The sequence below is a fragment of the Bradyrhizobium macuxiense genome (genome assembly GCF_001542415.1).
Lineage (GTDB): Bacteria > Pseudomonadota > Alphaproteobacteria > Rhizobiales > Xanthobacteraceae > Bradyrhizobium > Bradyrhizobium macuxiense.
This window is the reverse complement of record NZ_LNCU01000132.1, coordinates 33742-46024: the sequence shown is the minus strand read 5'-3', so window position 1 is coordinate 46024 and position 12283 is coordinate 33742. Positions and strand designations below refer to the sequence as shown.

Here is a 12283-nt window from a genome sequence, read left to right as displayed (position 1 = left end):
TTGAGGGTGAACGAGAAATTTTTAATCGAAACTCTCGTGCACGGTGACGTGAAGTGCGGCGGGTGGATTCCTCGTTGCAGCCATCACTGCGCAACAATTTTGCAACGTTGGCATCGGCAAAAACGTGTTGGAGCGTGATGGCATCAGCAAGACCACAGTGTGATGGAAGAAAGAAGCGGCAGATCTCCCACATCTAAGGAACCTCGCACGTGCGAGAACGTTCCCGTCTTCGGCATGCCAGTGCCATCAAAGAGGGCTGAGGGTCTTGTTCATCCACATTACAAACAGGAGATGGAGAAATGCGCATCGCGCAGGTGGCCCCGCTGACGGAGGCAGTTCCCCCCAGACTGTACGGCGGGACCGAACGGGTCGTGCATTGGTTGACCGAAGAACTTGTGGCTCTCGGCCATGACGTCACCCTGTTCGCCAGCGGAGACTCCAAGACGTCGGCGAAGCTCGATGCGACCTGGCCCCGGGCGTTGCGCCTCGACGGCTCCGTCCGCGATCCCAATGCGCTGCACATGGTGATGCTCGAACGCGTCCGGCAGAAGGCCGACGAGGACGAGTTCGACTTCCTTCACTTCCATCTCGACTATTACCCGTGGTCGCTGTTCGCACGGCAGCCGACGCCGGTCGTCACCACGTTGCACGGGCGGCTCGACCTTCCCGAGCACCAGCCGGTCTTCAATACGTTCCCGAAGATCCCGGTGATCTCAATCTCGAATGCGCAACGGCGGCCGGTGCCGCAGGCGCATTGGGTCCGCACGATTCATCACGGACTGCCGGAGAACCTGCTGACGCCGCAGCCGGTCAAGCCATCCTATCTCGCCGTGCTCGGGCGCATCGCGCCGGAGAAGGGCGTCGATCGCGCGATCAAGATCGCGACCCGCTGCGGCATTCCGCTGAAGATCGCGGCAAAGGTCGACCGCGCCGACCAGGAATATTACGACGAGCTGATCAAGCCGCTGATCAAGGAGAATCCATTGGTGGATTTCATCGGCGAGATCAGCGATCGCGAGAAGCCGGAATTCCTGAGCGGCGCGATCGGGCTTCTGGTTCCGATCGACTGGCCGGAGCCGTTCGGTCTCGTGATGATCGAGGCGATGGCCTGCGGCGCGCCCGTGATCGCCTATAATCGCGGCTCGGTGCCCGAGATCATCGAAGACGGCGTCACCGGCTTCATCGTCGAGGACGAAATCAGCGCCATCTCCTCCGTCAACCGTCTTGCCACGCTCGACCGCAATGCGATCCGCAAGCGGTTCGAGACCCGCTTCACGGCACGTCGCATGGCGCTGGACTATCTCGCCACCTATCGTAGCCTGATGGAAGCCAAGCCGCGCTTCAAGCTGGTGTCGAGCGCCGAATAGCAGTTGCAGCGGCCGATCGAATGATCCGGCGAGCCGGCCGGCACGTCCACGCCGGTCCGCCGGGTCGTTCGATTGTCACGCCACCACTGATCGCTTCGGCTCGACGATCTCGAACATCCGCGGGAACTCGTCCATCAGCGCCATCAGCTCACCGAGTTGCTTCGGATCGCCGGCAACCTTGACCTTGCCGGCGCCGACCGCCTCCGGGAACGTGGTCAGCTTGGCGATGACCTCGTCGAGCGTGCCGCGCGCCAGCGTGAAGCCGGCGTGGGCGTCAGGCGTCTGCATGCCCTTGATGTAAGTGAGCGCCGAATTCTCCAAATTGAGGACGAAGGTCTCGCCGGTGTCGGTGAAGCTCCAGTTCAGCACGATGCGCTTGCCGTCGGCCTTCGGGCCGTTGAGACGGACGCCGAGCACGTCGAACAGCTGCTCGGTGCGCAGCGCAGCCAGCGTCTCGCGCGGCATCGGCGAGCGCGGCGGCGTTTTCGGCATGCCCTGCCGCAACTCCTGGGCGCCGAACAGATAGGCGTTGCGCCATGTCGAGCTTTCCGCGGCATAGCCGAGCTGCTCGAACGTATCGGCGAGCATCGCGCGCGCCGCCTGATTGTCCGGCTCGGCAAACACGAGGTGGCTGACCGCCTGCGCGACGAAGCGGAATTCGCCCTTGGCGAAGTCTGCCGCAGCGCGTTTCAGGATCGCGTCCGCGCCGCCCATATACTCGACGTATTTCTTGCCCGACTCGACGGGCGGCAGCGCATCGAGGTTGACCGGATTGGCGTCGTACCAGCCGAGATATTTCTGATAGATCGCCTTCACATTGTGCCTGATGTGGCCGTAATAGCCGCGGCCGTGCCAGGCGCCCCCGAGGCTCTGCGGCAGGCGGATCGTCTCGGCGATCTCGGCGGCGTTGAGCCCGTGGTTCATCAGGCGGATGGTCTGGTCGTGCGCGTATTTGTAGAGGTCGCGCTGCTGGCGGATCATGGTGTCGATCCGATCCCGCCCCCACACCGGCCAGTGATGCTGGCCGCACATCGCCTGGGCCTTGCCGCCCCACATCTGCAGCGCCTCGCCGAGATATTTCGACCAGGCCAGCGCATCGCGGACATCGGCGCCGCGGAACGGCAGCAGATTGTGGAAATTATGCGTGCAGTTCTCCGCGAGGTTGAGAAGCTTGTAGCGCGGGATGAAGAAATGCATCTCCGCCGGCGCCTCGCTGTTCGGCGCCATCTGGAATTCGAACTCGACGCCGTCGATGATCCGCTTCTCGCCGGTTGTGATGATCAGGTCGGTCGGGCGCAACAGCGCCACTCCGCCGGCGGCCATGGTCTTTCCGAGGCCGCAATCGACGTGGCCGTGCACGCCCTTGGCGAGGAACGGCCCGAACTGATATTGTGCGCGGCGCAGCATCGCCGGCCCCGCGATGATGTTCTCGGAGACCGCGTGCTCCATGAACAGGTTCGGCGCGATGATCGGCACACCGGCCGCCAGCATGTCGTCATCGACCACGCCGCGCGCCCCGCCCCAATGGTCGGTATGGGTGTGGGTAAAGATCATGGCCGCGACCGGCCGCTTGCCGCGGTGCTGGAAGTAGAGCTCCATCGCGGCGCGCGCGCCCTCGATCGAGGTGAGCGTGTCGACCACGATCACGCCCTTGTCGCCCTCGATCAGCGTCATGTTGGCGATGTCGAGCCCGCGCACCTGGTAGACGCCAGGCACCACCTCGAACAGGCCGTGATGCATGTTGAGCCGCGACTGCCGCCACAGGCTGGGATCGACGGTCGGCGGCGCGGCCTCCGCGGAGAGGAAGCCGTAGGGCTCGAGGCTCCAGACCACGCGGCCTTGCGCGTTGGTGACCTTCGCGTTCTCGATGGTGCCGAGGAAGCCGCGCGCGGCATCGTCGAAATCGCGCGTGTCGGAGAACGGCAACGCCTTCAGCGTCGCCGCGTGCTGCGCGATCACGGATGGGGATGCGGCTTTGGGGCTTTGCGGGGTTGCGTCGGTTGCCTGGGTCATACTCATACACTCCCTCGTAACTGGAGATCAGATTGCGGTCGCGCTTCGCTCAACGAAACTGCAGACCTTCGAACTGGCCGCTGCGGCGCCATTCGTCGATATATTTGAAGTAGACCGACGCGCCGGCCGGATGGCCGACATTGAGCTTGGCGGCCGGACCGGGCTCGTGTCCCTCATTGTTGTAGTAGCCGGGCGTGCAATCGGGTCCACCGATCATCCGGCCAACGCCGGTGAGCAGCAGCTCGACCCAGCGATCCTCGGCATCCTTGCGGACCTCGATGGTCTTGAAGCCCTTCTCCTGCGCGTGACCGACCATCAACGCGATGGTCCGCGCCGTGTCCGTCAGGTTATGCGGCACGTTGGAGATGAGGTTGGCGCCCTGCGTCGGCTGCACGAAGAATACATTGGGGAAGCCGTGGACGTGGATGCCATGCTTGGTACGCATGCCCTGGCCCCAATAGTCCGACAGCTTGACGCCGTCGCGGCCGGTCAGGTCGAAGCCGGCACGGCGCTTGTACTCGGTGCCGACCTCGAAACCGGAGGCATAGATGATGCAGTCGAGCTCATATTCCCTGCCCGCGACGACGATGCCCTTCTCGGTAATGCGTTCGACGCCCTTGCCGTCGGTATCGACCAGATGCGTGCCCGGCGTGTTGAACGCCTGAAGAAAGGAATCATGGAAGCACGGCCGCTTGCAGAGCTGGCCGTACCACGCCTTGAGGTTCTTGGCGGTGTCGCGATCGCGGACGATGCTGTCGACCCGGTTGCGGATCTCCTCCATCTTCTCGAAGTCGGAGTCCTCGAACGCGGCCCGCATATTCTCCACGGTGCGTTGCTCGCGCGGCAGCATCACGATCTTGGCGCGGATCCGCTTCGACAGATCGGTCCAGCCATCCTGCACCAGATCCTCTTCCGCCGAGCCGCCGGCCTGGTTGGCGGTGAAGTTCTCGAGCCAGCGCTGCTGCCAACCGGGTGTGGCAATCCCGGCGAACCACTCGGGATCGATCGGCGCATTGCCGCGCACGTCGACCGACGACGGCGTGCGCTGGAACACGTAGAGCTCCTTGCAGGCGCGCGCGAGGTGCGGCACGCACTGCACGGAGGTCGCACCGGTGCCGATGATGCCGACGCGTTTGTCGGCCAGCTTCACCATCGGCGCGCCCGAAGGGCTGCCGCCGGTGTAGTCGTAGTCCCAGCGACTGGTGTGGAACGAGTGTCCGTTGAAATTCTCGATGCCGGGAATGCCGGGAAGCTTCGGCACATGCAGCGGCCCGGTGCCGATGCCGACATATTGCGCGGTGAAGGCATCGCCCCTCGTGGTGCGGATCATCCAGCGCGAGTTTGCCTCGTCCCAGTCGAGGCTCACGACCTCGGTGTGAAACAGCGCGTTGTCGTAGAGGCCGAAATGTTTTCCGATCCGCTGGCAATGCGCGAGAATTTCCGGAGCATGCGCATATTTCTCCGACGGCATATGGCCGGTCTCTTCGAGCAGCGGCATGTAGACCATCGATGCGGTGTCACATTGCGCACCGGGATAGCGGTTCCAGTACCAGGTCCCGCCGAAATCGCCGCCCTTTTCGACGATACCGACATCCCTCACACCGGCCTCGGTCAGCCGCGCCGCGGTGGCGAGCCCGGCAAAGCCACCGCCGATGAAGGCGAAGGTGACGTGGTCGGTCTTCGGCGCGCGCTCTTTAACGGGCGTGTAGGGGTCGTCGAGATAGTGCGCGAGCTGCCCCTTGATCTGCAGATACTGATCGTTGCCGTCGGCGCGCAGCCGCTTGTTGCGCTCCTCCCGATATTTCCGGCGCAGCCGCTCCTTGTCGACGCCGTAAGGCTTCAGGTCCTGGGGTTGATCCGTCATCGTCATCAGAGGGCGCCTCGCTCGGGAAATCGGTGGCTTCTTATGGCCGGTCGGCGGCAGATAACCTCATATCGACACGATTGGCAAATTCATTTCGATATATTGACAAAACACAGCATCCGAGACCATTATTTTGCATGACAGTGCCCTTCCCGGCCGAAATTCAGACGGATCCCTCCTTTGCGACCACCCTGGCGCATGGGCTCGACGTGCTGGCCGCCTTCCGCCGTCACAGCAGCCCGCTGTCGAACGCCGAACTTGCCGTGCACACCGGCCTGTCGCGGCCGACGGTGTCGCGGCTGACCTACACACTGGAGCAGCTCGGCTATCTCAGGCGCGACGCCAAGGGACGCTTCGTGCTCGGGCTCGGGATGCTCGCCGCCGCCTATCCGGTCCTCGCGTCCCTGAAAGTGCGCCAGCTCGCGCGCCCGCTGATGCGCGATTTCGCGACCTATGCCGGCGGCACGGTCTCGATCGCGATGCCGTTCGGGCTCGACTTCATTTATGTCGAGACGCTGCGCACCACGGATGCCGCGCCGCATGTCCCCGATGTCGGCTTTGTCTCTTCGCTGGCGCCGACCGCGGTCGGACGCGCGCTGCTGTCGTTGTTCACCGCCGACGAGCTCGACGGCTATGTGGCGCGGGTGAAGGCCGAGCGCCCCGAGGAGCTCGACTACGTCCAGACGCGGACGTTGCCCGACATCGAACTGTGCCGGGAGCGCGGCTTCGCCGTCTCGCTCGGCGAATGGCGGCGCGAGATCTTCGGCGTCGCCGCGCCGCTCTATCGCACGCCGACCGGCGAGTGCCTGTCGGTCAATTGCGGCATGCCCTCATTCCGCTTCAGTGCCGAGCAGATCGAGCGCGAATGCGGCCCGCGCATCCTCGGCCTCGCCCGCAGCATCCGCGCGCTGGTGGAGGAAGGGTAGACCGCGCACCGGCGGAACTTGAGCAACATTCCGGGCGTTAATCCGCGGGGCGAGGAGTGACCCCGATGACCGTAACCTCGCAAACCGATCAGCCCGCGGAGCGAGCTTCCGAAGCAACCCGCCTGAGCCAGCTCGTAATCGGCATCATCTGCATGGTGATGATCGCCAACCTCCAATATGGCTGGACACTGTTCACGATTCCCATCAGCCAGAAATTCGGCTGGAGCCTGGCGTCGATCCAGGTGGCGTTCACGCTGTTCGTGCTCTTTGAAACCTGGCTGGTACCCGCCGAGGGTTACCTCGTCGATCGCTTCGGGCCGCGGATCGTCGTCCTCGCGGGCGGATGGCTCACCGGGCTCGCCTGGGTTCTCAACTCCTTCGCAACCTCGCTTTCGATGTTCTACATAGCCCAGATCATCGGCGGTCTCGGGGCAGGAGCCGTCTACGGCACCTGCATCGGCAACGCGCTCAAATGGTTTCCGGACCGCCGCGGGCTCGCAGCCGGACTGACCGCCGCCGGGTTCGGCATCGGCTCGGCGCTGACCATCATTCCGATTCAAAGGATGATTTCAACGCACGGCTACCAAAGTACGTTCTTGACCTTCGGCATCGGCCAGGGCGCCATCGTGGTTGTACTGTCTTTGTTGCTGTTTGCGCCGCAGCGCGGACAAGCACCGGAAGCATCGACGCTCGTGCAGCAAGGTCGCCTTCAATATCAGCCGTTGCAGGTGCTCAGAGAGCCGACCTTCTGGGTCATGTATCTGATGTTTATGCTGATGGCGGCGGGAGGATTGATGGCAACGGCGCAGCTCAAGCCCATCGCCAAGGATTTTCATCTCGACACGACGCCCGTCACGTTGATCGGGATCACCCTGCCGGCGCTGACGTTTGCATTGACGATCGATCGGGTCCTCAATGGACTCACGCGGCCGTTCTTCGGCTGGGTCTCCGATTTTATCGGTCGGGAGAACACCATGTTCATCGCCTTCCTGTTGGAGGGCATCGGCATATGGGCCCTGTACGTGTATGGGCAAAACCCAGTGGGATTTGTGCTTCTGAGCGGGATCGTCTTTTTCGCCTGGGGTGAGATCTACAGTCTATTTCCCGCCGCCTGCACGGATTGCTTTGGCGTCAAATACGCCACGACCAATGCGGGCCTGCTGTACACCGCGAAGGGAACCGCGTCACTGCTTGTGCCGCTCGCCAACGTGTTGGTGGTGGAGACCGGCGGATGGAAGGGCGCCTTTATTATCGCCTCGCTCTTCAACATCATCGCCGCGCTGATGGCCATCCTTGTCCTCAAGCCGATGCGGCACAAGCTGGTGACGCGCTCGGACGAAGAGCCCGCATGGGCTGCCAGGACGCAACCGACCTGACAGGACTCACTTCTTGACCTTGCTCGCATCCATCTTGATGCTCTCGTCCAGCATTTTGGTCGTGAACGCGGTGTTGACGTCGAACGGCTTCTCCATGCCGAGATAGGTCTGGACCAGCTCGTAGTCCTTCTTCATCCGCTCGCCGTCGATCCAGCCGAGCGCCTTGGTCGTGGTGAACTCGTCGGTCATCAGATGTTTGATGCGCTCCCACTGCCTCTCCTGGTTCTCCTTGTCGAGACCGGAGGCCTGGTCGAGCAGCGCCTTGAGACACGGTGCGACGTCGGCAACGCAGGCGGCATAGGCCTTCTGGGTGATGCGCACGAAGTCCTGCACCAGTTTCGGGTTCTTCGCCAGATAGGCGCCGTTGACGACGAGCGAGTTGCCGTAGGGGTTGAGCCCGATGTCCTTCCAGTTGATGAAGCCGAGGTCGCTGCCGAACTCGATCACCTTCAAATCATGCTCGTTGTAGAAGTCGCTGATGATATCGACGGTGTGGCTCTTCAGCGCTGCGATCTTCGCGGTCGGGCCGACATTCACGAAGGTCACGGAATCAGGCGCGACGCCGGCGGCCTTGGCGAAGGCCGGCCACATCACGCGCGAGGCGTCGCCGGGCGGGTTGCCGATCTTGTGGCCGGGAAAATCCTTCGGCCCGTTCACGCCGTAGCTCTTCAGCCAGTAGAAGGTCTGTGCGGTGTTGGCATAAATGCTCATCAGAGCCACCACATCGGCGCCCTTGCCTTTGGCCACCAGCATGGTCGCGAGGTCGGCGATGCCGAACGCCGAGCCGCCCGAGCCGACCTTCAGTGCCGAAACGCCGGAGCCCTTACCGACCTCGATGGTGAGATCGATGCCGGCCTTCTCGTACCAGCCTTGCGATTTGGCATAATAGATCGGCGAATGGTCGGCGGTCGGCGTCCAGTTCAGGATCAGGTTGACGGCCTCGCCCGCGACGGACGGTGCCGCCGGCATCGCAAGCGCGATCGCCAAAGCCGCCGCTCTCCAAACCTTCATCGTCCTCTCCTCAAGCGACAAGGCTGGCCTTGTCGTCGCACGTCCGTGACGCTACCAATGCAACAGAGGACGAGACGAGTTGTCAACTGTTTGGTTGGAAATGCTCAAGAGACGATCGGACGACACGAAGCCGCAGCGCCGCGACCCCGTCGCCACAAGGATGAAGCTCTTGACCGCCGCGCGGCGCGAATTCGCGGAGAATGGGCTCGCGGGCGCCCGGGTCGACGAGATCGCGGCGCGCGCCGGCGTCAACAAGCAGCTCGTCTATCACTATTTCGGCGACAAGGACGCGCTGTACCTCGCCGTTCTGGAATGGGTCTATGAGGAGATCCGCGCTCAGGAACGCAAGCTCAATCTCGAGGGCCTGCCGCCCGAGCAGGCAATCAAGACGCTGATTGAGGCCTCGTTCGACCATCTCGCCGCCCATCCGGACTTCATCGTGCTGCTGAACGACGAGAACCGCGGCGGCGCCCGCCATGTGCGCGGCTCGCGCAAGCTCGAGGCGATGCATTCGCCGCTGGTCAGCATGGTCTCGAAGATCCTCGCCGAAGGCGTCCGCGCCGGCACTTTCCGCAAGGGCGTTAACCCGGTGCACCTCTACATCTCGATCGCGGGCTTGAGCTACTTCTTCTTCTCCAACACCCCGACGCTGTCGGCGATCTTCGGCAAGGATCTCTCCAGCCCCGCCGAGAAACGCGCCCGGCGCAAGCACGTAGTCGATCTCGTGATGCAGTCGCTGCGGCCGTAGCGGGCTAAGCTACGGGCACATCGTATCGCGGGAAACGCGGGTGTGTGCCAGACAGCACCACGTATTCGATGTCGTCCCCGCGAACGCGGGGACCCATAACCACAAATGCGAGTTGTTAACACGGCGCTGGAATCACGAATCCCGGTCACAACACCCGCCGCGGAGTATGGGTCCCTGCTTTCGCAGGGACGACCGCGGTGGATGTGGCACGCGTTTGCCTCCAGTAACTATTTGCGGCGGCCCAGAGCTAATCAACCAAATGGTTGAAGCTTGCCGAAACCCGAGATAGGTTGCCCGGGCGCCCGGGAAGCATGGGCAACGACAGGGAGGTACCAGGTGTTCAACGACGGAGGACGGTCCGCATGGTCGATCGCGATCATCCTGATCGTGCACCTCGCCGTGATCGTGCTCTGGCAGGTCGCGGTCGACGCCTTCCACGTCCCGAAATTCATCCTGCCCTCGCCGCTGGAAACCGTGGCGACGCTTGGCGCCGCCAAATATGCCTGGCTGCCGAATCTCCTGGTCACCGCGGCCGAAATCCTCGGCGGCTTCTGCCTCGGCGCCGTGGTCGGCGTCGCGCTTGCCGTGCTGTTCACATGGTCACCGCTGGTCAGCCTGGTGCTGCTGCCGCTGTTCGTGACCCTGAACATGATCCCGAAGGTCGCGCTGGGGCCGCTAGTCATCGTGTGGTTCAGCTACGGCATCGTCCCGAACATGCTGATCGCGTTCTCGATCTGCTTCTTCCCGATCCTGTTGACCACCGCGCGCGGCCTGAGCGAGGTCGAGCCTGACCTGCTCGATCTCGTGAAATCGTTGCGCGGCTCGCGCTGGACGATCTTCCGCAAGATCCAGCTGCCGGGCTCGCTGCCTTACGTATTCTCCGGCATGAAGGTCGGCGCCATCCTCGCGGTCGCCGGCGCGATCGTCGGCGAGTTCATCGCCTCCGAGCGCGGGCTCGGCTACCTGATGATCCAGGTGCAGTCTTCGCTCGATACGCCCGCGATGGTGATGGCCGTGGCGTTGCTCACTCTGCTCGGCGTCGCCCTTTACGGCCTCGTGCTCGGCCTCGAACGGCTGTTCGTGGTCCGCGACGTCAGGCTGCAATAACAACAGGAACGAACCATGCTGCTCACCCGCGACACCCTGCCCGAGACGATCCCCGACACCGCCGCGCTCGACGAGTTGCTGTGTCGGCCGAGCCAGGCGCTGATCGACGATCTCCGCACGGTCGAGGGCGACATCATGATCCTCGGCGTCGCCGGCAAGATGGGCCCGACGCTGGCGGGGCTCGCAAAATCCGCCCTGCCCGACCGCCGTGTGATCGGCGTCGCGCGCTTCAGCGATCCGGAAGTGAAAAACTGGCTGCAGGCCCGCGGCGTCGAGACCATCAATTGCGACCTGCTCGACGAAGCTGCGATCAAGGCGCTGCCGAAGAGCCCGAACGTCATCTTCATGGCCGGCCGCAAGTTCGGCGCCGAGGGCGATCTGTCGCTGACCTGGGCGATGAACACGCATGTGCCGGCGCTGATCGCGCAGGCCTTCGCGGGCTCGCGCATCGTGGCGTTCTCGACCGGCTGCGTCTATCCCTTCGTTCCGGTCGACAGCAAGGGTTCGCCTGAGGACATGGCGCCGAACCCGCCCGGCGAGTATGCGCAATCCTGCGTCGGGCGCGAGCGCATGTTCGAATATTTCTCCCGCAAGCTCTCGACGCCGGGCCGGCTGTTCCGCCTCAATTACGCGATCGACATGCGCTACGGCGTATTGCACGACATCGCGAGCAAGGTCTATCTGGGCAAACCGATCGACGTCAGCCTCGGCCACGTCAATTTCATCTGGCAGGGCGATGCGGCGTCGCAGGCGCTGCGCTGCCTCGCGCATTGCGACACGCCGACATCGCCGATCAATGTCAGCGGCCACGAGATCCTTGCCGTACGCGACCTCGCCGCCAAGTTCGGCCGGCATTTCGACCGCGCCCCCGTGATCGTGGGCAAGGAGGAGCCGACCGCCTGGCTCACCAATACCTCGCTCGCCGTGAAACTATTCGGCGAACCGATCGTCGATACAGACCAGCTCGTGGCGTGGACTGCCGACTGGGTGGCGCGGTCGATGCCGAGCCTCGGCAAGCCAACCAAATATGAGGTGCGCGATGGCCGGTACTGACGACCTCGCCATCGTCGAGCTCGGCGTCGATGACGCCGCGGCCGGCCTTGCGCTGTCGACGGAAGCGCACTGGAACCAGAACGAGGCCGATTGGCGGTTTTTCCTGGAGCACGGCATCGTGTTCGGCGTGCGCGACGGAAGTCGTCTGATCGCGACCGCGGCGCTGTTGCCCTACACAGACGGCAACGCCTGGATCAGCATGGTGCTGGTCACCGCAAGCCGGCAGCGCCGCGGCATCGCGACACGGCTGGTGGATGCCTGCCTCGAGGCGGCGCGAAAGCGGAACCTGACGACATGGCTCGATGCGACGCCGGCGGGTGCGGCGGTCTACGGCCCGCTCGGCTTCACGCCGACGCTCGAACTGCGCCGGTTGCGCCTGACCAGCGCAACCGAAACAGGCGACGCCACACAGGCTTCGCCGACCGGACGGGCTGACGATCTGATGCGGCGCGACCGCAGCGCATACGGCTTCAAACGCGAAGCGCTCTTACGCACGTTCGCCGAGCGCGCCGGATCGCGCCTCGTGTCCGATAGCAACGCAAGCGCACTCGTCCGCGATGGCCGCGTCGCGCGCCACATCGGACCGCTGTTTGCCGATGACGCCGCGGGCGCCGTGGCACTGGTCGCAGCCATCGCGCAATCCGAGACACGGCCGCTGATCATCGACGCCGTGCACTCGCAGCTTGACTTCATTCGGGGCCTGACCGCCTCGGGCTGGAGCATCGAACGGCCGTTCCAGCGGATGCGGTTCGGCCCTCGGACCAACGCGGGCACGGAGCTGCCCTTTGCCGTCGCCGGGCCGGAATTTGGATAGGACG

The 12283-nt window shown here is 63.9% G+C and carries 10 protein-coding genes; 7 read left to right on the top strand and 3 right to left on the bottom strand.

The window, feature by feature from the left end:
* Positions 1 to 299 precede the first annotated feature (299 nt).
* The gene (locus AS156_RS39900; RefSeq protein ID WP_066516199.1) at positions 300 to 1367 is read left to right on the top strand and encodes a glycosyltransferase family 4 protein; all 1068 of its coding nucleotides are present in this window, start codon (positions 300 to 302) and stop codon (positions 1365 to 1367) included.
* A gap of 75 nt (positions 1368 to 1442) precedes the next feature.
* Here the strand turns inward: AS156_RS39900 and AS156_RS39895 are convergent, their stop codons facing one another.
* Both AS156_RS39895 and AS156_RS39890 read right to left on the bottom strand, forming a co-directional pair.
* Complete coding sequence (locus tag AS156_RS39895) at positions 1443 to 3386, bottom strand: alkyl/aryl-sulfatase (RefSeq protein ID WP_201456192.1); 1944 nt, start codon at positions 3384 to 3386, stop codon at positions 1443 to 1445.
* 43 nt (positions 3387 to 3429) lie between these two features.
* Positions 3430 to 5250 carry a flavin-containing monooxygenase gene (locus AS156_RS39890; RefSeq protein WP_082747991.1) on the bottom strand — a complete coding sequence of 607 codons (1821 nt, stop codon included), beginning with the start codon at positions 5248 to 5250 and terminating at the stop codon, positions 3430 to 3432.
* Positions 5251 to 5381: 131 nt separating this feature from the next.
* Here AS156_RS39890 and AS156_RS39885 point away from each other — a divergent pair, with 131 nt between their 5' ends.
* Together AS156_RS39885 and oxlT are read left to right on the top strand one after the other, a co-directional pair.
* On the top strand, positions 5382 to 6170 hold the full coding sequence (locus AS156_RS39885; RefSeq protein WP_066516194.1) for an IclR family transcriptional regulator: 789 nt from the start codon (positions 5382 to 5384) through the stop codon (positions 6168 to 6170).
* Between the two features lie 65 nt (positions 6171 to 6235).
* Entirely contained in the window at positions 6236 to 7546 is a 1311-nt protein-coding gene (gene oxlT / locus AS156_RS39880) for an oxalate/formate MFS antiporter (RefSeq protein ID WP_066516191.1), read from the top strand.
* A 6-nt stretch (positions 7547 to 7552) separates the two neighbouring features.
* Here the strand turns inward: oxlT and AS156_RS39875 are convergent, their stop codons facing one another.
* A complete protein-coding gene (locus AS156_RS39875) occupies positions 7553 to 8557 on the bottom strand; it encodes an ABC transporter substrate-binding protein (RefSeq protein ID WP_066516285.1) in 1005 nt (334 codons plus the stop codon).
* A 100-nt stretch (positions 8558 to 8657) separates the two neighbouring features.
* Between AS156_RS39875 and AS156_RS39870 the strand changes: the two genes are divergently transcribed.
* The 4 genes from AS156_RS39870 to AS156_RS39855 all read left to right on the top strand — a co-directional run bounded on the left by AS156_RS39870 (position 8658) and on the right by AS156_RS39855 (position 12279).
* Entirely contained in the window at positions 8658 to 9305 is a 648-nt protein-coding gene (locus AS156_RS39870; RefSeq protein ID WP_066516186.1) for a TetR/AcrR family transcriptional regulator, read from the top strand.
* Positions 9306 to 9641: 336 nt separating this feature from the next.
* Positions 9642 to 10412 carry an ABC transporter permease gene (locus AS156_RS39865; protein WP_066516185.1) on the top strand — a complete coding sequence of 257 codons (771 nt, stop codon included), beginning with the start codon at positions 9642 to 9644 and terminating at the stop codon, positions 10410 to 10412.
* Positions 10413 to 10427: 15 nt separating this feature from the next.
* A complete protein-coding gene (locus tag AS156_RS39860) occupies positions 10428 to 11465 on the top strand; it encodes an NAD-dependent epimerase/dehydratase family protein (protein ID WP_066516183.1) in 1038 nt (345 codons plus the stop codon).
* The gene (locus tag AS156_RS39855; RefSeq protein WP_066516182.1) at positions 11452 to 12279 is read left to right on the top strand and encodes a GNAT family N-acetyltransferase; all 828 of its coding nucleotides are present in this window, start codon (positions 11452 to 11454) and stop codon (positions 12277 to 12279) included. The genes AS156_RS39860 and AS156_RS39855 overlap by 14 nt, the downstream gene beginning before the upstream one ends.
* The last annotated feature ends 4 nt before the right edge of the window (positions 12280 to 12283 follow it).